Origin of the sequence: Exiguobacterium sp. s6 (genome assembly GCF_018618155.1) — a bacterium.
In the GTDB taxonomy this organism is placed as follows: domain Bacteria; phylum Bacillota; class Bacilli; order Exiguobacteriales; family Exiguobacteriaceae; genus Exiguobacterium; species Exiguobacterium mexicanum_A.
Genome location: NZ_JACSLN010000002.1, coordinates 206361 through 227269 on the forward strand (window position 1 = coordinate 206361; position 20909 = coordinate 227269).

The 20909-nt window shown below is 51.9% G+C and carries 21 protein-coding genes; 11 read left to right on the top strand and 10 right to left on the bottom strand.

Features of this window, described 5'->3' with window-relative positions:
* Nucleotides 1-14 precede the first annotated feature (14 nt).
* Together KNP75_RS12020 and KNP75_RS12025 are read left to right on the top strand one after the other, a co-directional pair.
* The gene (locus KNP75_RS12020) at nt 15-1664 is read left to right on the top strand and encodes a glycoside hydrolase family 13 protein (RefSeq protein ID WP_214764080.1); all 1650 of its coding nucleotides are present in this window, start codon (nt 15-17) and stop codon (nt 1662-1664) included.
* A gap of 103 nt (nt 1665-1767) precedes the next feature.
* Nucleotides 1768-2274: a flavodoxin domain-containing protein gene (locus KNP75_RS12025; RefSeq protein WP_215190527.1), complete on the top strand. Its 507-nt coding sequence runs from the start codon at nt 1768-1770 to the stop codon at nt 2272-2274.
* Here KNP75_RS12025 and KNP75_RS12030 read toward each other — a convergent pair.
* A complete protein-coding gene (locus KNP75_RS12030; protein ID WP_215190528.1) occupies nt 2238-3836 on the bottom strand; it encodes a glycoside hydrolase family 55 protein in 1599 nt (532 codons plus the stop codon). The genes KNP75_RS12025 and KNP75_RS12030 overlap by 37 nt on opposite strands.
* Nucleotides 3837-4103: 267 nt before the next feature.
* Between KNP75_RS12030 and KNP75_RS12035 the strand changes: the two genes are divergently transcribed.
* From KNP75_RS12035 to KNP75_RS12050, 4 genes are all read left to right on the top strand, one after another.
* Nucleotides 4104-4304 carry a cold-shock protein gene (locus tag KNP75_RS12035; RefSeq protein ID WP_016507985.1) on the top strand — a complete coding sequence of 67 codons (201 nt, stop codon included), beginning with the start codon at nt 4104-4106 and terminating at the stop codon, nt 4302-4304.
* Between the two features lie 126 nt (nt 4305-4430).
* Nucleotides 4431-4844, top strand: coding sequence for a pyridoxamine 5'-phosphate oxidase family protein (locus KNP75_RS12040; RefSeq protein WP_029596304.1), 414 nt, complete (start codon nt 4431-4433; stop codon nt 4842-4844).
* Nucleotides 4845-5036: 192 nt separating this feature from the next.
* On the top strand, nt 5037-5540 hold the full coding sequence (locus KNP75_RS12045; RefSeq protein WP_215190529.1) for a DoxX family protein: 504 nt from the start codon (nt 5037-5039) through the stop codon (nt 5538-5540).
* Nucleotides 5541-5622: 82 nt separating this feature from the next.
* Nucleotides 5623-5919 carry a DUF3817 domain-containing protein gene (locus tag KNP75_RS12050; RefSeq protein WP_029596302.1) on the top strand — a complete coding sequence of 99 codons (297 nt, stop codon included), beginning with the start codon at nt 5623-5625 and terminating at the stop codon, nt 5917-5919.
* Between the two features lie 24 nt (nt 5920-5943).
* On the opposite strand, the gene KNP75_RS12055 is transcribed toward KNP75_RS12050, so the two are convergent.
* A complete protein-coding gene (locus tag KNP75_RS12055) occupies nt 5944-7197 on the bottom strand; it encodes an MFS transporter (RefSeq protein ID WP_215190530.1) in 1254 nt (417 codons plus the stop codon).
* Nucleotides 7198-7307: 110 nt separating this feature from the next.
* On the opposite strand from KNP75_RS12055, the gene KNP75_RS12060 reads away from it, so the two are divergent.
* Nucleotides 7308-8498: a helix-turn-helix domain-containing protein gene (locus tag KNP75_RS12060; protein WP_215190531.1), complete on the top strand. Its 1191-nt coding sequence runs from the start codon at nt 7308-7310 to the stop codon at nt 8496-8498.
* Between the two features lie 4 nt (nt 8499-8502).
* On the opposite strand, the gene KNP75_RS12065 is transcribed toward KNP75_RS12060, so the two are convergent.
* Together KNP75_RS12065 and KNP75_RS12070 are read right to left on the bottom strand one after the other, a co-directional pair.
* Nucleotides 8503-9510 carry a S66 family peptidase gene (locus KNP75_RS12065; protein WP_215190532.1) on the bottom strand — a complete coding sequence of 336 codons (1008 nt, stop codon included), beginning with the start codon at nt 9508-9510 and terminating at the stop codon, nt 8503-8505.
* Between the two features lie 64 nt (nt 9511-9574).
* Nucleotides 9575-9901, bottom strand: coding sequence for a winged helix-turn-helix transcriptional regulator (locus KNP75_RS12070; protein WP_034780682.1), 327 nt, complete (start codon nt 9899-9901; stop codon nt 9575-9577).
* A gap of 106 nt (nt 9902-10007) precedes the next feature.
* Here KNP75_RS12070 and KNP75_RS12075 point away from each other — a divergent pair, with 106 nt between their 5' ends.
* Complete coding sequence (locus KNP75_RS12075) at nt 10008-10808, top strand: VOC family protein (RefSeq protein WP_215190533.1); 801 nt, start codon at nt 10008-10010, stop codon at nt 10806-10808.
* 14 nt (nt 10809-10822) lie between these two features.
* Here KNP75_RS12075 and KNP75_RS12080 read toward each other — a convergent pair whose 3' ends face one another.
* Both KNP75_RS12080 and KNP75_RS12085 read right to left on the bottom strand, forming a co-directional pair.
* The gene (locus tag KNP75_RS12080; protein WP_034780689.1) at nt 10823-11815 is read right to left on the bottom strand and encodes a 5'-3' exonuclease; all 993 of its coding nucleotides are present in this window, start codon (nt 11813-11815) and stop codon (nt 10823-10825) included.
* Nucleotides 11816-12007: 192 nt separating this feature from the next.
* Complete coding sequence (locus KNP75_RS12085) at nt 12008-13330, bottom strand: hemolysin family protein (protein WP_034780692.1); 1323 nt, start codon at nt 13328-13330, stop codon at nt 12008-12010.
* Nucleotides 13331-13521: 191 nt separating this feature from the next.
* Here KNP75_RS12085 and KNP75_RS12090 point away from each other — a divergent pair, with 191 nt between their 5' ends.
* The gene (locus KNP75_RS12090) at nt 13522-14319 is read left to right on the top strand and encodes a glucose 1-dehydrogenase (RefSeq protein ID WP_034780694.1); all 798 of its coding nucleotides are present in this window, start codon (nt 13522-13524) and stop codon (nt 14317-14319) included.
* Between the two features lie 41 nt (nt 14320-14360).
* Here KNP75_RS12090 and KNP75_RS12095 read toward each other — a convergent pair whose 3' ends face one another.
* Nucleotides 14361-16316, bottom strand: coding sequence for a HAMP domain-containing sensor histidine kinase (locus tag KNP75_RS12095; protein WP_215190534.1), 1956 nt, complete (start codon nt 16314-16316; stop codon nt 14361-14363).
* A 191-nt stretch (nt 16317-16507) separates the two neighbouring features.
* Between KNP75_RS12095 and KNP75_RS12100 the strand changes: the two genes are divergently transcribed.
* The gene (locus tag KNP75_RS12100) at nt 16508-16828 is read left to right on the top strand and encodes a PadR family transcriptional regulator (protein WP_034780699.1); all 321 of its coding nucleotides are present in this window, start codon (nt 16508-16510) and stop codon (nt 16826-16828) included.
* On the top strand, nt 16825-17850 hold the full coding sequence (locus KNP75_RS12105) for a DUF4097 family beta strand repeat-containing protein (RefSeq protein ID WP_034780701.1): 1026 nt from the start codon (nt 16825-16827) through the stop codon (nt 17848-17850). The genes KNP75_RS12100 and KNP75_RS12105 overlap by 4 nt, the downstream gene beginning before the upstream one ends.
* Before the next feature lie 58 nt (nt 17851-17908).
* Here the strand turns inward: KNP75_RS12105 and KNP75_RS12110 are convergent, their stop codons facing one another.
* From KNP75_RS12110 to KNP75_RS12120, 3 genes are read right to left on the bottom strand one after another with little or no spacing between them, the layout of a single operon-like run.
* A complete protein-coding gene (locus tag KNP75_RS12110) occupies nt 17909-18604 on the bottom strand; it encodes a LutC/YkgG family protein (protein ID WP_138860096.1) in 696 nt (231 codons plus the stop codon).
* Nucleotides 18601-20004, bottom strand: coding sequence for a LutB/LldF family L-lactate oxidation iron-sulfur protein (locus KNP75_RS12115; protein ID WP_215190578.1), 1404 nt, complete (start codon nt 20002-20004; stop codon nt 18601-18603). The genes KNP75_RS12110 and KNP75_RS12115 overlap by 4 nt, the downstream gene beginning before the upstream one ends.
* A 2-nt stretch (nt 20005-20006) precedes the next feature.
* On the bottom strand, nt 20007-20744 hold the full coding sequence (locus tag KNP75_RS12120; RefSeq protein WP_215190579.1) for a (Fe-S)-binding protein: 738 nt from the start codon (nt 20742-20744) through the stop codon (nt 20007-20009).
* Nucleotides 20745-20909: the final 165 nt, after the last annotated feature.

Genomic DNA, 20909 nt, shown 5'->3' on the forward strand with positions numbered 1-20909 from the left:
AAGGAGGATGAAACATGAAACAATGGTGGAAAGAAGCGGTCGTCTATCAAATTTACCCGCGTAGCTTTAATGACTCGAACGGTGACGGGATTGGGGACATCCCTGGAATCACTGAGAAGATGTCGTATTTGGCGGAACTCGGCATCGATGTCATCTGGCTATCGCCGGTGTACGATTCACCGAACGACGACAACGGATACGACATCCGCGATTACCGGGCCATCATGGATGAGTTCGGAACGATGGACGATTTCGATGCGATGCTCGAAGAAGCGCATCGTCACGGCATCAAAATCATGATGGACCTCGTCGTCAACCATTCGTCGGACGAACACCAATGGTTCATGGAATCGCGCTCCTCAAAAGACAGCCCGTACCGGGACTACTACATTTGGAAAAAAGGCGAGAACGGTCAGCCGCCAACGAACTGGGGCGCTTTCTTCGGAGGGAGTGCGTGGCAATACGATGAGGCAAGCGACGAATACTACTTGCACCTGTTCAGCAAAAAGCAACCAGACTTGAACTGGGAGTCAGAGACGTTGCGCCGTGAAGTATACGATTTGATGACGTACTGGCTCGATAAAGGGGTCGATGGTTTCCGGATGGACGTCATCAACATGATCTCGAAAGATCCGAGCTATCCAGACGGGGAGACGCGTGGGACAGGTTATGGGGACGGCACACCGTTCTTCTTCAACGGACCGCGCATCCATGAGTTCATGCAGGAGATGAATCGTGAGGTCTTGTCGAAATACGATACGATCACGGTCGGTGAGATGCCTGGCGTCAGCGTCGATGAGGCGAAGCTATATACGGGAACAGACCGTGATGAGTTGAACATGGTGTTCCATTTCGAACACGTCGACGTCGGCAACGGCAGTTTCGGCAAATGGAACCCGACGGACTGGAAGTTGACGGATTTGAAGACAATCTTCTCGCGTTGGCAGGAAGGTCTTGAGGAAGATGGCTGGAACAGTCTCTATTGGAGCAACCATGATCAACCGCGAGCCATCTCACGGTTCGGGAACGACTCGGACGAATACCGTGTCGTCTCCGGTAAGATGCTGGCGACGCTCCTGCACATGTTGAAAGGGACGCCTTACATCTATCAAGGTGAAGAGTTCGGGATGACGAACGTGGCGTTCGACTCGATCGATGAGTACCGCGATATCGAGACGCTCAACGCGTATCGGGATTACACGACGAATGGCTTGTTGACGCATGATGAGATTTTCCGCGGTATTCACGCACGTGGGCGCGACAACTCGCGGACACCGGTCCAGTGGTCGGCCGAGGCGCAAGGTGGATTCACGTCCGGAACGCCGTGGATTGGGGTCAACCCGAACTATACGACCGTGAACGCGGAAGCGGCGCGGCGTGATCCAGACTCGCTGTTCCATTACTATCGCCAGTTGATTCAGCTCCGGAAACAAAATCCGATCGTTGTCTACGGGAAGTATGAACTGTTACTCCCAGACGATGAAGCGGTATACGCCTTCACTCGAACGTTCGAAGGGGAGACGTGGCTCGTGCTCTGCAACTTCTCGGATGAGACGGTGACACGCGAACTCCCGTATGACGTGACAGAACGTGTCATCGGGAACATGGAACCGATCGAACCGTTCACGCTTCGTCCGTATGAAGCGCAAGTGTATAAAGTGTGACGAAAAAAACTCGCCTCCGTGGCGAGTTTTTGTTGTGTCGTTAGTAAAGATGACCCGTTTCGGGAATAAGGATAGTAGAGTCTGACCGAAAGGGGGAAACGCGATGAATACGTTAATTGCTTACTCGACCCGCTACGGGACGAGTGAGAAAGTTGCTCATTTGTTGGCCGAACGGCTTCCGGGAGACGTTCACATCCAAAATGTAGTCGAGCAGCCAGAGGTCGAGTGGGGGACGGTCGACCATGTGATTGTCGGCAGCTCAATCCGGATGGGCAAAATTCAAGACGAGATGACGGCTTGGCTGCACATGAACGAAACCCAACTGCTCAAACGACCGCTCGGCCTCTATTTATGTGCCGGTACGCCGACTGCGGCCGAACGGCAACGAGAACTCGAGGATGCTTATCGAGAAGTGTTGCGGGCACATGCTTATTTCGTCGAAGTCGTCGGCAACGGCTATGATTTCGAACGAATGGGCTTTCTCGACAAAGCCATCGTCCGCATGATGGCGAAACAGACGGTGAGTTCACTTAATTTAGATGAGGCGATGCTTGATGAACTCGTCGAGTCGGCTCAAGCGTCATTGCGTACGCGATCGGAAAACCCATAAGCGAATAAATCATGGGCCTCGATCGGGCTACTCGTGGAGATGAGTACATCTCCACTTTTTTGTTCGCCTTCAATCCGACGGAGCATGACGTTCGTCAGTTGCCCGCCGACTTTCAACGCGACTGGGGCCGAGTTACGGCAAATGACGTCCTCGATCGTGACGTGATCGGTCCGGTTATCTCCGCCGAACAGTTCGATGTCGGCCCGTCCCGATGCAAATCCGCTCGCCGCAATCCGTTTCAAGCGGACGTTCCGAGACTTGTATTGAACGGCGAGCGCCGGGTTTCCACGATAGTCATATTCAGGATTCCCAATCGCCGTGAACCCGTGAATGAACACGTCTTGATACGCTGATATGACGAGGCTACGCGCAGAAGACTTCTTATAAAGACTCGAACGGACCGGCTCCATCGAGACGAGGTTCGTCCCTGAAAGGAAGCGTGCCGTCTTCGACTGCGGGTCATCAGCCAAGTGGTGGCTGATGTGCCGGAAGTTGAACGAGCGATTGTCGTGATACGAGAAGTGTCCGAATATGTGAACGTCGTGAGCGGCTGAAGACGTCCCGTGCGCCTTCACTTCGACGCCCCCGAAGCAACCCTCGCTCATATTGTTGACGAGCGTGACATGGCGTGACCCGTCATCAATCTCGATTCCGTTCGAGTTCGAGAATCCATGGGCATGGGTGCGTCCATGTGGATGATGACAATAGCAGTTCGTGATATAAATGGCGTCACTATGGTGGGTCGTGATGCCATCATCGCCGTAATTCGTCGCCTCGCAATGATCGAGCCACACGTAGCGGCTACCTTTTTTGGCGCGTAATCCGTCTCCCAAGTAATGATAGTGGGGTGCAGTGATATCGAATGCGTGTAACCCCGCGTTTTTCGCCGTGACGTGATGGATCCAACCGAATTTGACGTGCGCGAACGTTAACGCGCTCGAGGCGGTGTCGACACTCGACGTCCGATCGACGTCGCCGAGGCGCTCCACGTTCCAATCGAGCGTCAAATGTGAGACTTCGATATGGTGGTTGCCGGCGAAGGGAGTGGCATTTCGAAGTAATCGTCGATGTTTCGGGGCCCGGTCCGAGAGCTTGATGATCGTTTCCTGCTGGCTTACCCCTTCAAGCACACAGTTCGACGGGATACGGATCCCGCGGACGATATATACGCCGGTCGGCACGTGGACGTGGCGGTTCGACCTAAGGGCGAGCCGGAAAGCGAGGGTGCAATCCGTCAAACCATCCCCGATGGCGCCATAATCGGTGACGTCGACGTGCTGACGCGTCATTTGTCTCAAGTTCAAGTACTCGGCGTCGAGCCGGCGCATCCAGACCGGACGGACGATTCCATCGACCGTCTCGAGCGGCAAGGAACTTGTCACTGGGACGATGCGTTCGGTCATCGGCAAATGGGAGAGATAGGTTTTCGCTTGGTCGGGATAGTGGGCCTGTCGTGTCGCCTCATGCCAATCAAGTGTTTCTTTCAATAGATCACCGAGCGCCCAGTTTGAATGGTGGGCGATGGTGGCAGCGATATTCGAGCGATCAATGTATGCAGTCATATGGTTCATCCTCCTAGCGTTCACTACAATTGGATGTACCCGTTTTAGAAGTATTTTTAGCAAACCGAAGTATTTAGTAGACAGAAGCATTTATCCATGGTATATTCTATATGTGCTTAATTAAGAATAGCTGGAAACATAATTCACAAAACGCTTTGGATTATTTTTCGTTTAAGATAATCCTAGAGGTTTGTGATTTTTTATTGGTCAGTTTTTTCTAGTAAGGCACTACTAGAACGCACAGCGTTTATTTCAGGAGGGTTCATTATGAACACAGGTAAAGTAAAATGGTTTAACTCAGAAAAAGGTTACGGCTTCATCGAAATGGAAGGCGGAGACGACGTATTCGTACACTTCTCAGCAATCCAAGGCGACGGCTTCAAGACACTTGAAGAAGGCCAAGCAGTAACTTTCGAAATCACTGACGGAGCTCGTGGACCACAAGCTTCTAACGTTGAAAAAATCTAATCTTCCTTTCTAAGGAATTTTATAACCTGCTCGCTTCGGCGAGCAGGTTTTTTGTTGTCCGCGTGTTTAATCACTTGCCCCGGGGGAATCAATATACGAGTGACTACCACAAGGAGGTTTTTCAGAATGGATGCAATGCAAACGGCAAAACAGATTTTAGATCATAGTAACGTAGGGACAATGGCAACGGTTTATAAAGGGAAGCCGCACAGCCGTTATATGACATTTTTCCATGATGACTTGACGCTCTACACCGCAACTTCGAAAGAAACGGATAAAGTGGATGAACTGAAAAATAATCCGTATACACATATTTTGATTGGCTATGACGGGGACGGCGTCGGGGATACGTACCTCGAGATTTTAGGCGAGACGAGTGTATCTGACGATGAATCGATGAAAGAAAAGGTATGGAACGAGAAACTCGAAGGTTGGTTCGACGGTCCGGATGATCCAAAACTCGTCATCTTAAAAATCGCGCCACAATCGATGCGCGTGATGAATAAAAAAGGACAGCCACCTCAAGAGGTGAAGTTGTAACTCAAACAAGGACGTCCCTCGCGGACGTCCTTTTCGAATTGACCAATTTCCAAAAAGTGACTGACCTGTGACGCACATATGAACGAAACGTGAACTCTTGTCCTAACCTATGTGAAAAGATGAACATGGATGGTATATTGTGAATGTAATCACATATAAGTCATCATTCACTCATTCTAAGGAGGAATTATCATGTTCACAAAATTTTGGCAGAACCACAACGTCGCCACCGGTATTTTGACAGTCCTTCGTCTCTGGCTCGGCTATCACTGGCTCACAGCAGGTTGGGGCAAAATCACAGGCGGATTCGGTTCAGAAGGTTTCCTCAATAACGCACTGACACTGGCGACAGGCGATCACCCAGCTGTAGCCGGTTGGTGGGCAGCATTCCTTGAAAACTTCGCCATCCCGAACGCAGCCTTGTTCGATGTGTTGATTCCATACGGTGAATTCCTAGTCGGTCTTGGACTCTTGGTTGGTGCCCTCACACGTAGCGCAGCCTTCTTCGGTCTTGTTATGAACATGGCGTTCTTGCTCTCAGGTACGGTCAGCACGAACCCGACGATGTTAATCGTCTCAGTCCTCATTCTCGTCGCAGGCTACAATGCTGGTAAACTTGGCGTCGATGGATTGTTCCTTCGCAAGTTCGTGGAAACAAAAGTCATGCATCGTTCACCAAATCGTCAAATAGCGTAACGACTTTATGACGTTCTCCTGTGACAAAACTCACCACTTTCGGCTACGATGAACGTAGCATCGATTGAAAAGGAGAACGAATATGAACGCGACACATTTTAAATGGCTCGGATACACAGAAGGAGTGTCTTTCTTACTCTTGTTGCTCATCGCGATGCCGCTCAAGTATTTGGCGGGCATGCCGCTCGCTGTCAGTATCGTCGGCGCGGCCCATGGTTTCCTGTTCGTCGCTTACGTGGCGGCAGCCGTCTATATGGCATGGCGTTTCAACTGGGGCTTCAAAGTGTTGGTCCTCGCCGTCATGGCGTCGGTCATCCCACTCGGACCGTTCTTGTTAGAGAAACGCGTCCTTCCATCAACAGAAAAGACATCGAACTGAAAAACGTTCGATGTCTTTTTGTGTTCACGCACTTTCTGCTTTCGCTGACACATTTGCTTTTTCGGCAGCGATGTCGTGACGGATCCGATACATCGCGAACAACGTGATGGTGAGCAGGCAGAGCATACAAATCGTATAGAGTGAAGCGACTGGCATCCATTCGCTCAATAGGCCAAACACGATGAATCCGAACGGTGTGATGCCCATGGCGAGGGATTCGAGAACACCGATCACACGACCGAGATAACTTGGTTCCGTGTTCGTCTGTAAATAGAGCTGGATGGGGATATTGACGCGGATGATGAAGAATCCGCTTAATAAGGCGAAACCAGCGAAGAAGACGATAGCTGGTGTGACTGAGAAGTCAAAATAGAGCGGGACGGCCGGTCCGATAAAGAGGCAACTGATAATGATTAGCGCGGTTCGGGTCGTGGCTAGCCGATGCTTGATTTGAAAGACCGGTAACGCATGGGCGAGCGAGGCGACTAAAAAGCCGACGGCGAACATGCTTTCTAAAAAGCCGAACTGGAGCGGACTGACGCCGACTTCTTGTAGGGCGGCAATCGGGAATAGTACTTCTGCGGCAACGAAGAAGAAATTGAGCAATGCTGCTAAAAGGGTCAACGTCCAAAGTACGCGCTGGCGTTTCAAGTAGTGGAAGCCAGATTGGACCTCGTTCCAAGTCGATTGCTCGGTGGGGACATGGTCATACGTTTTAAAGTGGAGACGAGAGGCGAAAAAGGCGGCGATGACAAACAAGAGCGACGAACTGAACAAAAATGCCGAGACGGGCAGCAAAGTGAACAGTGCCCCGGCGAGCAATGGCGTGCCGATGCTAGAGATGGAAATGGTGCTTTGAATGAGCGAGTTTGCGCGTTGGAGCCCGTCTTCGTCAAACAAGAGCGGAATCGAGCTCGACAACGTGACCGATAAGAAAGTCGAGACGACAGAGAGCAGACATGTGATAATCAAGAAAGCAGGGACGCCGAACGTCCAGACGAGACTCGCGATGCCAGCAGCCAAAAATAATAAGGCGTTCACTGACTCCATCGTGATAATCACGCGTTTGCGATCCAGTTTGTCGGCGAACGCCCCGGCAAACGGAGATAATAAAACGCGGGGCACTGTGCCGGCGAGTAAGACGAGCGCGAACTGGAGCCCTGAGCCAGATGTTGTCAGCACGGTCAATCCCGCGACGAACGTGAAGAGACTGGATGCGAACAACGACATGAATTTTCCGAGCAACAATACATACAAGTTTGATGAGGTAGTCGTCATATCGATTCTCCTTTACAATTAAGTTCAACCTGATTTAACTTTATAGTAAACGATGACAACCGATTTGTATACAATAAGTTCAATTAAATTTAACTTTTAAGAGGTGGCCTATGATTGGACAACGGATTAAAGCGTTACGAAAAGAAAAAAAATTGACGCAAAGTCAACTGGCCGAAGGCATCATCACAAAATCGATGCTCAGTATGATTGAAAATGGAAAGGCAGAGGCGTCGATGCGCAGTCTTCGTGAAATCGCCAAGCGGCTGGGCGTGTCGGTGCAGTCACTTCTCGTCGATCCGCGCGAGGCGGAACTCCAGAAAATCGTCGAGGAGATTGAATATGCGCAATTGACGCTCGATCCGTGGACTGAAAAAGCCACGCATGAAGCACTCACTCCGTACCTAGAGCCCGAGATGAACTCAGTATGGCAAGGTCGTGCCTATATCATTATGGGAGACCAATTGAGATATAGCGACAAACGGGCTGAACTGTTAACGTTTTATGAGCGTGCCATCACCTTATTTGAGCGACTCGGGGAAAGAGATGAGCTAGCGATGGCGCTTGTTGGAAAAGCGTTTTATCACATTTTATGGAATGAGTTCGAGGAAGCTAGCGCGCAAATCGATCGGATGGAATGGTTAGATGTGCGAAACATGTCTTCGAGAACCCGAATCGAATATGCGATGATACTCGTTATGAAAGAGCTGACGTATGAAGGCGATTTGTCAGGAGCTATTCGTCATTTAGATGATGCGCTTCAATATATGCATCAGACACGAACGTACTATCGAGCGGATGATGTATATCGGACCATCGCGTTATGTTCGCTGTATTTGAAGGACGAACAACGAATCGATGAAGCATTTGTGAAAGCGAGACAATACATTCAGTTCACGGATGATCACGTCGCAAAAGTAAGACTCGCGTTGTCAGAAGCGCTCTATGCTATCCATTATCGTCGTGTCGAACACCTAGGACGACACATCGAAGAAATGGAACGACTGCTAGCTGAAGATTACCCATTCATCGCCGCGATTGAAATGTCAAAAGGCGTCTACTATGCGATGAAAGGGGAAAAAGAAACAGGGGACAAGGCGTTCGACCGTCTATGGGAAGGAATGGATGATTGGAAGGCACATAGTTTGATTGACCAGGCCGTGTATTTCGAGGGTGTGCTGATTGGGGCGAGCTACGGATGTGGAGAGAAGTTAATCCCGTTTATTCGTGAAGCCGTCGAAAAGCTCCCAGAAGGATTTTACCGGACACATTTGACTGAGCTGTTACAAAAAATCAAGGGCTGACGCGTCAGCCCTTGAACGTTTGGATGAGTGTCCCTTTGCCGTCCTCGACTTGAATCGAGGCATGGGCACCGTTGATCAGTGTCATTTGCGGCGGGACGTGCCCGCAGTCGATGTCGTAGATGACAGGTACGTCGAGCAATGCCTGCAGTTCCGCATACACGTCCTCTGCCGTGTAGCCTTGGACGGGCTGTTGGGCCGCACTGCGCCCGAACAGAATGCCAGACGTATGATCGAACCAACCGGCCCACTTCATTTGAAGCAGGGTCCGTTTGAGTGCCGGTACATCGAGCTCGGCATTCTCGAAATACCAAAGAATCGGTTCCCCGTTCAAATGGGTCTGTTGGAACGTAGCGACGTCGCCATACGGTGTGCCGATCGTATGCAACAAGACGTCGATACAGCCGCCGAGCAGTCGTCCGGTCGCTTCCGTCCCACCGAGTGATTTCCATTCGGTCGGCTCGGTCAAGTGATACACATGAGGGCTCGGGTTGTCATGTTGCCACTCTTTTTGGAACTGTTCCGAGGCGAGTTGGATGACCGTCTCGCCTTCTTTCGCCGATACGACGTCGAGCCAACGCGAGCTCGTCGCGTCCCATTCTTCGCCGCGTAGGTCGACGAGGTTCGTCCCGTGGGCCGAAGCGATACCGGTCTTGAGCGTGTACACGAATAGGAATAAGCTGACGTCCGAATATCCGAGCATCCATTTCGGAGGGAGCGCGTCCCAGTCAATCGCGTCTAGCAACTCAATCAATAAGACGCCGCCCCATGGCGGAATAATCAGGTCAATGGCCTCGTCATGGAACAAGCGCGTCAACTCATCGGCCCGGACTTCTGCCGGTGCCGATTTCGCTTTGTCCTGCGTCCAGACCGATGGTTCAAATTGAAGCGTGAAGCCATGGCTAGTGAATGTGGCTTCGGCCTCGTGGAGCAACTTGTGCAGTTCAGCAGGAACACCCGATGAAGGGGCCGTCACACCGAAGTGATGACCGGTTAACTGTGGATAACGAATCATGTGAGCCTCCTGTGGATAAGTGATAGATGATGTTACGGAAATGGGTTATCCACATGTGGACAATTTATTTGTTGCGCATGCGTTCGGCGTGTTGAATGCCCCAAGCGTTCATCGTCTCGAGCACCGGGATGAGCGTTTTCCCATACTCGCTCAAGCGATAGTCGACACGAGGCGGCACCTCCGGATAGACGGTCCGGATGATGAGGTCCTGCTCCTCTAAATCGCGGAGCTGGGCCGTCAAAATCTTTTGACTGATGTTCGGAAGGGAACGTTTCAATTCGCTGAACCGCAACGTGTCTTCGTTGATGAGTGCGAGTAAAATCGATGGTTTCCATTTTCCCGTGATCATCTCGAGTGCGGTATCGACCTCACAGCTTGAAATCAGTGGCATCTGCCTCACTCCTCTCTAAGTATCCTTTAGGTAACTATACCACCTTTTTGTGCCGTCTTCTGTCGATCCTACTTAGCGAGTATACTGAGGACAGAGGTGATCAACTATGAAATTAACAAACATACAACTCGGCGCTGTCACGCTGCGCGTCAATGATTTAGAAACGATGAAAACGTATTATGAGCGCGTCATCGGAATGGATGTGCTCGAGACGTCAGAACATCGCGTCACGCTCGGAACCCATGAAATGGCACTTGTCGTCTTACATGAAGTGAGCGGCGTGCGTCCAAATCCACGAGCAGCCGGTTTGTTCCATATGGCCATCTTATTGCCGGACCGTGTCGAACTCGGACGGATTCTTCGTCATTTGATTGAGCAACGGATTGAAGTCGGCCAAGGTGATCATTTGGTCAGCGAGGCGTTTTATTTGAGCGACCCGGAAGGCAACGGCATCGAGCTCTACGCGGATCGTCCCCGGGAGCAGTGGGAATATGAAGCGAACGGTCATGTGAAGATGTCGACGGACCCGGTTGAATATGAATCGATGCTCGAGGCGGCGGCCGACCGTCCGTTCACGGGCCTTCCGAACGGGACGACGATGGGGCATGTCCACTTCAAAGTACGTTCCCTAGAAGCGGCAAAATTATTCTATCAAGATCGTCTCGGTTTCACGGTGACGACCGATTCGTATCCAGGCGCCTTATTTTTAGCGGCCGACGGGTATCATCACCATATCGGGACGAACGTCTGGGCCCGGCCGAGCCAGGCGATGGGACAAGAGGCCGGTCTGGAGGCGTGGACGCTTTTGGTCGACGCAGAGACGAACCGCGCGCTTGGCGGGACGACACCGGAATGGTCGCTCACCGACGATGATGGCATCAAGGTAAATATAAAAAGCGTGGACTAATTGTCCGCGCTTTTTTAGCGTGCTGAAATTTTCTTTTGACTCGAATCAAACGAGAGGCGAATGCCGCGTTTTTGATACGCTTGTTCGACACGTTTTGAATTGATACTGAGCTCAAGATGAGCGAGTTTCAAGTGTTCGAGTTCTGGCACCGTGACATCGAGACGGACGAGCTCCATGTTGCGCTCGGCCTTTTTACGTGTGCGTCTCAAGTTACGGGGCACTTCTTCTGACGTCAGTGCCGCGATCGTTTCATTGATTAATTGTCGTTTGTCGCCTTTGACGCTTAGCGCCGTATAGAGCTTATCAAGCGAACCAAAGCGTTTGATCAACTGGACCGATTGGCTTTCGTCCAATCCGGCCACAGGCGGGATCCCGTCTGAACGGTCTCCTGTCAATGCTTTGACTGCTGAGAGCTGTTTTGGCTTCAATCCTTCGTACAACGCCGCAATCTCCTCAGGACGAATCTCGAGATGTCGCTTGAGCGGGAGCGGGCGATTGTCTTTGATGTCGCAACGAGCCTGCATTTGTTGCAACTCTTGCGTTTGAAGCCAAACGGTGATGCGTGGGCTCACGAGCTGAAGCAAGTCCTTGTCTTTCGTCATGATGACGACAGGAGCGCTACAGCTAAACTTCCGAGCGATATGAGCGATCAAATCTTCTCCTTCATAGCCTTCGACTTGATATTGCGGAATCCCGCTATCTTCAAGCAATTGGCGCATGAGTTCCATTTGAGCTTTCAACTCGGGTGGTGTCTGGCGGCGACGGCGTTTATAGCCTGGATAAAGCTCGCGGCGCCATAATGTTTCACGTGAGACGTCCCACACGACGACAAAATGAGTCGGACGATGTCTGCGTAGAATCGTCCGGATGAGGCCGGTCATACCGATGACGGCACTCCGATCGTTTTTAGATACCTCGCGTCCTTTTTTCGTTCGGCTCGCGGCGGCACCGTAATAGGCACTGGCCAGCATGGAGTTTCCGTCAATTAAAAATAGTTTACGTTCCATGCGTAACCTTCTTTCTGTAGTTGTTGGACCGAACATTCATGAACTGTTCGGTGATGTTGTGTCAATGAGTGACACGCACTCAAATAAGCAACATATGTGCAGTATATCACGACAAGGTCTGAAAATATAGCGACAGTTCGGACCGCCTACGAAAAGCCCTCCCCGATTTTTCGGGGAGGGCGGTCTAATTGGTCAGTCGAGTTCAGGTTGAATCTCGTCTTTATGGGCCAAAATCAAATCGACGAAAACGATGCGGTGATTGTCGATTTCACGAACAATCAGCTCATGTTCGCCCGGTAAGACGAAGCGTTCTCCAGTACGTGCATTCGCTTTTTGTGATAAGACGAAGCCGCCGATCGTATCGACATCATCCTCGATTTCGATGCCGAACCGTTCTTCGATCTCTTGCGTCAAGACGAGACCGGACAGGCGATAATGCCCGGGTGTGACTTCGGTGATTTCAGCTTGCTCGTCACGGTCGAATTCATCACGAATCTCCCCAACGATTTCCTCGAGGATATCTTCAATCGTGAGAAGTCCCGCCGTACCCCCATACTCGTCGATGACGAGACACATCATCGTCCGCGCGTTCTGCATTTTCACCATCGCCTCTTGAAGCGGCGTGAACTCCGTCACGAGCGGGAGTTGATGGATGAACGATTCGAACGGGGCGTCGCTCTTGACGAGTTGAGCGGTGAATAGCTGCTTGGCGTTAATAAAGCCAAGCACATCATCGCGGTCACCGTCACGGGTGACCGGGTAGCGCGTATATTGGTGCTCTTGGACGGTAGCGATAATCGTCTCAATCGAGTCTTCTTCGTCGATGGTCACCATGTTCATCCGTGGGACCATCGCGTCTTTGGCGACACGTTCGTCGAAAGAGAAGATATTTTGAACGTAGGCGAGCTCATTCTCGTTGATTTCTCCACTGCGGAAACTCTCGGTCATGATGATTTTGAGTTCTTCTTCCGAGTGCGCCGTCTCCTGTGCTGTCGTCTGTACGCCGAACAAGCGAAGTGTCAGCCGGGCTGTGCCGTTTAGCACGTGGATGAACGGATACAATAATTTCGTGAAGAAATAAAGCGGTCGGGCGACGAGTAACGTCAAGCGCTCGGCTTCGTGCACGGCCAGTGTTTTCGGGACCAGTTCCCCGATGACGACGTGCAAGAAGGCAATCAGTAAGAAGGCAATCAAAAAGGATAGGACGGTCGCGAGCGACGTCGATACGTTCAAACGGTCGACAAGCGGTTGAATCATCCCTTCGATTTGATCCGCACCGATCCAACCGAGACCGAGTGCGGCGAGCGTGATACCGAATTGTGAAGCCGATAGCGAGTCATCAAGGTTTTCAATCACCTTTTTGGCGACAGAGGCCCGTTTGTTTCCCTCGAGCACGAGTTGGTCAAGACGGGCGCCGCGCACTTTAACAATCGAGAATTCAGCCGCCACAAAAAAGGCGGTCATGAAAATGAGCAGGGCGACGATCAATAAGCTGAATAACATGGGACTGTCCAAAAATTCCCCCCAAAATCGGGGAGTCACCTCCATTAGAGTAAGTTGTATGTCGTTCAGGAGAATCCCTGAAAACGAATAGTTTGTTTCAGTATAGTAGATTTGCCACAAATATTCAAAAAACAGCCTAAAAGGTTTCACGAAGAGGGGAATGAGGGAACTACAAATCGAGAAGAGATGAAGGAGGAATTGATATGGCTAACTATCCAGAACTGAAAGGCAAAGTCGCAGTCATCACCGGCAGTTCGAAAGGACTCGGTCGAGCGATTGCAGAGCGTTACGCAAAAGAAGGGGTCCATGTCGTCCTGAACTATCGCAGCAGTGAAGACGAGATGAAGAAAGTGATTCAAGGAATTGAAGAGGCCGGCGGAAAGGCAGTCGCGGTGAAAGGTGACGTCGCGGAAGAAGGACTCGCCGAGAAGATGATTGAAACGGCCGTGTCAGAGTTCGGGAAGATGGACATCTTCGTCAATAATGCAGGGGTGCAGGTCGAAGCAAAAACGCATGAGATGGAACTCGACAACTGGAAGAAAATCATCGACACGAACTTGACTGGAACGTTCCTTGGTGTGCGGGCCGCTCTCAAATATTTTGTGGAGCACAAAATCCAAGGGAACATCATCAACATGTCGTCGGTGCATGAAGTGATTCCGCGTCCTGGTTATACCCATTACGCAGCGAGTAAGGGTGGCGTCAAGATGTTCACGAAATCGGTCGCGCTCGAGTACGCACCGAACAAGATTCGTGTCAACGGCATCGCGCCGGGGGCGATCGACACACCGATCAACGAAGAGACAATGCAAGACCCAGAAGAGAAAAAAGGGCTTGAGGCACTCATCCCGACGCATGAGATCGGGCGTCCTGAACAGATTGCGGCCGTGGCGGCCTGGCTTGCTTCTGACGAGTCGTCGTACGTCACAGGCGCGACGATTTTCGCGGATGGCGGTCTATCGCTGTACCCGGCTTTCGGACCTGAAAATAAAGTACAATGACGAAAGGGAGGACTCGCTTTACGCGAGTCCTCCCTTGTTCGTTAGCTGCTCATCTGGTCTTCCATACTATACTTCGGCAAGATAATCGTGAACGTCGAGCCATGGCCGACGCTCGAATCGACTCGAATCGAGCCGCCGTGCCCTTCAGCAATCTCTTTACAGATGGCGAGGCCGAGGCCCGTGCCGCCGATTTTACGGCTGGCCGAATTGTCGACGCGATAAAACTTGTCGAACAGTTTCGGCAATGCCGCCATCGGAATCCCGATGCCTGTGTCTTGAATGGAAATCTCAATGACGTCTGATTTATCATTTGTAACGCAGACGGCCACTTTCCCGCCATCCGGCGAGTACTTGATCGCATTGTGGAGCAAGTTCGTGAACAGCTGACTGAGCCGATCCCGGTCACCATATACATAGAGATTTGTGTCACATTCGAGGGCGAGCTGATGATGTTCGCTCGCGCCTTGGTGGACGGCAATCGTCTCTTTCAAGATGTCATGCAGGCTCTCCGGTTGGCTATGGTACGTCTGTTTGCCGGACTCCATCCGTTGCACGTCCAATAAGTTTGAAATCAAGTCCTCGAGACGCAATGTCTCTTGGTGGATCATTCCTAAGTATTGGTCGGTGCGTTCGGCAGGCATCGTTCGATAACGCAACAGCTCGGTGAAGCCGATGATGCTCGTGAGCGGTGTACGCAATTCGTGCGACACGGTCGAGACGAGCTCTGTCTTCAACCGATCGACCTCGGTCTCTTGTGTCACGTCCCGGAAGACGAGCATCGTACCGTGCCGGGTACCACGCAAGTGAATCTTTTCCGCGTACATCTGGATGAAACGGGCTTCTTGATTCATCGAGAACGTCACGCTCTCTTCCATGCTCTCGCCATCAAACGCGCGACGCATAAATGAGAAGAACGAATCTTTTTGATCGACTTGAAGACCGAGTTCTTCTAGATCGGCGTCCAAGCGATACAAGTCCATCTCGTTTCGTTTCGTGGCGGCTTGATTGAACATGATGAAGAGGGCCTGGTTAGCGAATTTTTCATGCGTCGTATGCTCCACATAAATGACCGCATCACGAATCGAGTGAAGGAGCCGCGCCGTCTTCTCGCGTTCTTCCTCGACTTGATTGCGTTGCGTTGCGAGCGAAGAGGCCATTTGACGGAAGGAGTTCGTTAATTGTCCAACCTCATTTCGTGACGACACAGCCGCCGGGATCGGGATGATCCGTTCGTCCGCCAAACGTTCACTGTTGATGATCAACTCATGAAGTTGACCGGTCAGTCGTTGGACGTAAGGACGGGCGGCGATGAAGAGGACGAGCAAGACCGCTAAGAGAGAGAGGAGCCATAACACTTGGGCCCACTTCGTATGTGTGGCCAGTTGTTCCCGTAGCAGATTCTCTTCTTCATTCAATGAGTTGCGATACTCCGTGAATACGGTCTCCATATCGACGATGCTCGCGCTCATGTCAGCGGCACTTTTCGAATTGATCTTGAATTTGCGATCGGCAGGTGGTTCCGCTTGTGGATTCACTTTACCGAGCGTCGGCATTTTCAAGAACGGTTCAGTGACCGTCCCTTCGCGTTTGGCGATGACATATCGCTCTAGGCTCGGCATGACGCGTTGTTGATAGGCCGAGAAGAGCGTCCGCGCGTCGCTGGCATACGTCTTCTCTTTTTCCGTGACCGCGTTCGTCTCGAACCATGCGGTCTGAATCTCAATCAAGTCTTGTTTTTCTTTCACGCGAGCGAGCATCGCCTCGTCGCCGAGGATGACATAGCCACGCATTTCATATTGCATCGACTGCCACGTTTCGAATAGTTCGGTCGCGTTCGTGCGACGTTCACTAATGTTCTCGAGCGATGATGTCGTCTGTTCGATTCGGTTTTCCGTATACATGTACACGGCGAGTGAGGTCAGGAGGATCAGTCCGATGAATAAATAGAAGACGAATAAAAACTGTCTTCCGATCCGCTGGTCAATCCATGCTTTCATAAAGACCGGTCCTTCCCGGAACTGCGTACATTCCTGATGTGACAAATATCCTGCGAGTGTCGTTCTTTCATTGTACAGATTTAAACCAGTTGTTTCCACCAATCAAGAAATAAGCGGAAATCTAACTATTGTCTATTGAATAATAGTGAACGATAAGCTATTGTTTAATATATAGTAGAGGAGGCGAGGGAATGAATCCTCAATTTAAGAAAGGCGTGCTCAACTTGTGCGTGCTCGCACTTGTCGAGACGCATGATCGTTACGGTTATGAGCTCGTGCAAGCCATTTCGGCAAAAGTCGCCATCTCAGAAGGTGCCGTCTACCCGCTCCTAAGGCGGCTCACGTCAGACGGGTACTTCACGACGTATTTAAAAGAATCGGCAGAAGGACCACCGCGAAAGTACTACGCCATCACGGAGCAGGGGAAAGCTCATTTGGCGGAACTACGCGCGGAATGGGAGACGTTCACGACCGGCGTCAACGAATTGATCGAAGGGGGAACGGACAAATGACAGAAGAACAGTATTTATTGGAACTCGAACGTTTGTTGATGGGGATGAGCGTCATCGATCGGGTTGATATTTTACGGGATGTGTCGGAGTACTTTGCGAGCGGACGACTCGACGGGAAAAGTGATGCGGCAATGGTCGAGGAGCTCGGGACGCCAAGCGCACTCGCGAGCGAGTTGCTCGGCACGGTCGAGCCACTCACTGCAGAGCGAAAGGAACCGGCTATTGTGAAAAGTCCGAACGTTGCGTTCCGCAACGTCTCGATCAATGTCCTGCAAGCACACGTCAAAGTCGTCCCATCTGATGACGGCTTTGCCTACGCGACGCTCGAGACGGAACGGGACCACGGGGTGACGATGGATATCGTTGGAGACACGCTCGAAATCCGAATTGAGTCAGAACGTCGTTTCGGTCTGTCGAACCTATTCTCCTGGATCGTCACAAAAGCACCGGTGTTACACGTCGAGCTGCCGCGCCATGCGTATGAGAAGGTCATGATCAAAAACCGTCTCGGCTCGTGCGATATGAGCAATGTTGACGCCACGTCGGTCGACGTCGAGAGTGAGAATGGGAGCATCACGGCCCACACAGTTCGCGCCGAGCGTGCCTCATTCCGCTCCTCGAACGGAAAAGTCAGTTTGACGTCGATAACAGGACAGATCCTTGACGCGCAATCATCGAACGGGAGTGTGGAAGTGGGCGCCTCGAACGTGGACCGCCTCGAAATCCAATCGTCGAACGGTCGCCTCGATATTAACGACGTGACAGGAGCGATTGAGGGGAAAACCTCGAACGGCCGCATCGACTGTGTGATTGATGTGATCGAGCATCCAATCCGTCTGAAGACGAACAATGGCCGCATCGATATGCGTCTGAAGCAAGATCCGCGTGATGCCGTCATTCGGGCCAAGACGAGAAACGGCAAAGTCGAGCTGTTCGGGGATCGGGCGAACGAGCGGACGTTCGGGGACGGAGCGGTTGAAGTCAAACTGACGAGCTCAAACGGGAGTATCACGGTCGAATAAACTGAACACAAAAAGACTCGCTACGTGAATGGCTTCATCACGCGGCGAGTCTTTTTCCTTATAAGTCATGGACGAGCAAATAGGCGACACGGACAGGTCCGTGGACGCCGACAATCAAATTCATCTCGATATCGGCCGAGTTCGATGGGCCGGAGATGAAGTTGACACCGTTCGGCGAGGCGAGGTCACCGGTGCGGTCAAGTTCGGCTAATTTTTTGGCTGCCTGTGTCATCCGCGGCACGAGCACCGATTTCGGGATGATGGCAATATGGTCGCGCGGCAATAAGCTGATTGTGCGTGACTTCCCTGGAGCCGCGTACTGGACGATCGTCGCACTCTCGGCGAGGGCCTGGTCGGCAATCGTGATACCGATATCGGCCTTCACGGCGAGGGCACGGCTGTCTTCTGGCCGCTCCGCATCCCACCAGTCGAACGATTCGCTCGTCTGGGGCGCCCATGCCTGGATTCGGTCGTCACGTTCGGCGATGATGCTCTGCCCATCATACCGTTCAATCAAGAGACGGAGTGTATCATCGAGGTTAGCCGACTCGCATTCGACGACGTCAGTATGGATGCGTGTCGCGACCATCCGGAACGTCTCGAGCAGTTCCTCGTCAGAGGCGTCTTTCAGCACCTCGTCTTGCGGGCGGTGCTTATACACGCGTTTCGGCGGCGTCAAGTCGACGTCACGTCCGAGCTGTCCGGCGATTCGTTTTAGAAAGTCTTCGCGATTGGTGATCGTGCCTGGATTCATTCTGCATTCCCCCGTTTCTTGAACCAATCCCGTACCGTCTGCTTGGCGGGTTGCGGCAAGTCTTTCGAATCCGTCCAGGCCGGCAAGCCTTTCTCGATTTGTCCCGCTTTCGTGAATGGGGACGATGCGAACGGCGCGATGTGTTCGGCCGCTTCGAACAAGAACGGGCTCGAAGACGTGACCGCGAAGCCTTTCATGGCGATGCGCTCGACGAACGGTGACTGTTTTCTCTCTTCGACGATGACACGGCGATGTTCGATCAATAGCTCGTGGAGCGGAATCTTGACCGGGCAGGCTTCCGTACAGGCACCGCATAGACTCGAGGCATACGGCAACTCTTTATAATTCTCGTAGCCGTCGAGGAGTGGAGCGAGCACGGCGCCGATCGGACCCGGATAAATCGAGCCGTAGGCATGACCACCGATGTGGCGGTACACGGGACAGACGTTGATACAGGCCGCACAACGGATGCATTGGAGCACAGATTGGAACTGTGTGCCGAGGATGCCGGAACGTTTGTTGTCGACGATGACGAGATGGAACTCCTCGGGTCCATCGACTTCGCCGTGATCGCGCGTGCCAGCGAACGTCGTGATGTACGAGGTGAGTCGTTGACCGACGGCGCTCCGACACAACATGTTGACGAGTACTTCGAACTCCTCGTACGACGGGACGATTCGTTCCATCCCCATGACGGAAATGACAGTGTTCGGAAGCGACGTCACCATGCGGCCGTTCCCTTCGTTCGTGACGAGCCCGACGGCACCGCTCTCGGCGATGGCGAAGTTACAACCGGTGATGCCGACCTCCGCTTTCAAAAAGTCTTTTCGTAACTCACGGCGTGCATAGCGCCCGAGCTCGGTCGGGTCGTTCGTCCCTTCGTAGCCGTGGGCCGTGAACGTCTCATGGACGGCGTTCCGGTCTTTATGAAGGGCCGGGGCAACGATATGCGACGGCGGATCATTATCGAGTTGAAGGATCCATTCCCCGAGGTCGGACTCGACGACCGTGCATCCTTCCTCATGGAGCGCCTCGTTCAGCCCGATTTCTTCTGTCACCATCGACTTCGATTTGACGACATGTTTGGCGTTTTTGGCGCGTACAACTTCCCGGATATAACGGTTCGCTTCTTCCGGCGTCTCGGCGAAGAAGACGTTGCCGCCTCGTTTCGAGATGTTCTCGCTCAATTGATATAAGTAATAGTCGAGATGTTCGAGCACGTGTTGGCGAATCTCTTCCGAATGGTCCCGGAACGCTTCCCAATCCCCGAGTTCACCTGCCGCGTTTAAACGACCGTCACGCAGACGGTTTTGCGCCGAACTGACAGCCTGACGCATGAACGGATTGTCGATTCCGTCTTTGCGTCGATCCTGAAACTTCTCATCTAACCGAATCCCCATACTCATGCTTGTTTCACCCCTTCGTTCAACACTTCCGCGATATGCATCACTTTGATCGGATGACCTTGTTTATGCAAACGTCCCCCGATGTTCATCAGACATGAAGCGTCAGCCCCAATCAACACTTCGGCTCCCGAGTTCAAGATCGACTCGACTTTCTCATCGACCATCTGCACCGAGACGTCTGGCATTTTGACGGAGAACGTCCCCCCGAAGCCACAACAGTTGTGGACATTGTCGAGCGGGATCATCGTCAATCCGTCGACATTTTTAAGTAGCTGGCCCGGTGCCGCCTCGATTCCGAGGAGGCGCGTCATATGACAAGACGCATGATACGTTGCCTTGGCTGGGAATTTGGCCCCTACGTCCGTCACTTCAAGCACGTCAACGATGAACTGCGTCAACTCGAACGTCTTCGCCGCATGAGCCTCAGCCCGCGCCTTCCAAGCGGGGTCGTCTTTAAATAAATGTGGATAGTCGCGCATCATCATGACACAAGACCCAGACGGACCGACGATATACTCAGCATCCGCCTTCTCGAACGTCTCAATCATATGTTTCGCAATCTTTTTCGTCTCTTCATGGTAGCCACTGTTGTAAGCGGGCTGCCCGCAACACGTTTGTTCAAATGGGAAACTGACGTCACAACCTAGATGTTCTAATAGTTCGACCGTCGCTTGTCCTACCGATGGGAACAACGTATCGGAGAGACAAGTGACGAACAGCGCCACGTTAGGCATGTCCATTCCTTCTTTCCTGTTCTTAGTCAAAATCGAAAACGGTTTCACAGTTATTATTCCATAACAAACGAGGCCAAAACAGAAAAATGGAACGATTCTCACAAAAAATTGTCAAATCCTGTCTAATTGAGAACTAAATGATAATGAATCAATATTCAGAAGATG

What these genes read in the sequence shown, in the direction of transcription:
- KNP75_RS12020 (WP_214764080.1), top strand. Translation starts at nt 15, where the DNA reads ATGAAACAATGGTGGAAAGAAGCGGTCGTCTATCAAATTTACCCGCGT.
- KNP75_RS12025 (WP_215190527.1), top strand. Translation starts at nt 1,768, where the DNA reads ATGAATACGTTAATTGCTTACTCGACCCGCTACGGGACGAGTGAGAAA.
- KNP75_RS12030 (WP_215190528.1), bottom strand. Translation starts at nt 3,836, where the DNA reads ATGACTGCATACATTGATCGCTCGAATATCGCTGCCACCATCGCCCAC.
- KNP75_RS12035 (WP_016507985.1), top strand. Translation starts at nt 4,104, where the DNA reads ATGAACACAGGTAAAGTAAAATGGTTTAACTCAGAAAAAGGTTACGGC.
- KNP75_RS12040 (WP_029596304.1), top strand. Translation starts at nt 4,431, where the DNA reads ATGGATGCAATGCAAACGGCAAAACAGATTTTAGATCATAGTAACGTA.
- KNP75_RS12045 (WP_215190529.1), top strand. Translation starts at nt 5,037, where the DNA reads ATGTTCACAAAATTTTGGCAGAACCACAACGTCGCCACCGGTATTTTG.
- KNP75_RS12050 (WP_029596302.1), top strand. Translation starts at nt 5,623, where the DNA reads ATGAACGCGACACATTTTAAATGGCTCGGATACACAGAAGGAGTGTCT.
- KNP75_RS12055 (WP_215190530.1), bottom strand. Translation starts at nt 7,197, where the DNA reads ATGACGACTACCTCATCAAACTTGTATGTATTGTTGCTCGGAAAATTC.
- KNP75_RS12060 (WP_215190531.1), top strand. Translation starts at nt 7,308, where the DNA reads ATGATTGGACAACGGATTAAAGCGTTACGAAAAGAAAAAAAATTGACG.
- KNP75_RS12065 (WP_215190532.1), bottom strand. Translation starts at nt 9,510, where the DNA reads ATGATTCGTTATCCACAGTTAACCGGTCATCACTTCGGTGTGACGGCC.
- KNP75_RS12070 (WP_034780682.1), bottom strand. Translation starts at nt 9,901, where the DNA reads ATGCCACTGATTTCAAGCTGTGAGGTCGATACCGCACTCGAGATGATC.
- KNP75_RS12075 (WP_215190533.1), top strand. Translation starts at nt 10,008, where the DNA reads ATGAAATTAACAAACATACAACTCGGCGCTGTCACGCTGCGCGTCAAT.
- KNP75_RS12080 (WP_034780689.1), bottom strand. Translation starts at nt 11,815, where the DNA reads ATGGAACGTAAACTATTTTTAATTGACGGAAACTCCATGCTGGCCAGT.
- KNP75_RS12090 (WP_034780694.1), top strand. Translation starts at nt 13,522, where the DNA reads ATGGCTAACTATCCAGAACTGAAAGGCAAAGTCGCAGTCATCACCGGC.
- KNP75_RS12095 (WP_215190534.1), bottom strand. Translation starts at nt 16,316, where the DNA reads ATGAAAGCATGGATTGACCAGCGGATCGGAAGACAGTTTTTATTCGTC.
- KNP75_RS12100 (WP_034780699.1), top strand. Translation starts at nt 16,508, where the DNA reads ATGAATCCTCAATTTAAGAAAGGCGTGCTCAACTTGTGCGTGCTCGCA.
- KNP75_RS12105 (WP_034780701.1), top strand. Translation starts at nt 16,825, where the DNA reads ATGACAGAAGAACAGTATTTATTGGAACTCGAACGTTTGTTGATGGGG.
- KNP75_RS12110 (WP_138860096.1), bottom strand. Translation starts at nt 18,604, where the DNA reads ATGAATCCAGGCACGATCACCAATCGCGAAGACTTTCTAAAACGAATC.
- KNP75_RS12115 (WP_215190578.1), bottom strand. Translation starts at nt 20,004, where the DNA reads ATGGGGATTCGGTTAGATGAGAAGTTTCAGGATCGACGCAAAGACGGA.
- KNP75_RS12120 (WP_215190579.1), bottom strand. Translation starts at nt 20,744, where the DNA reads ATGCCTAACGTGGCGCTGTTCGTCACTTGTCTCTCCGATACGTTGTTC.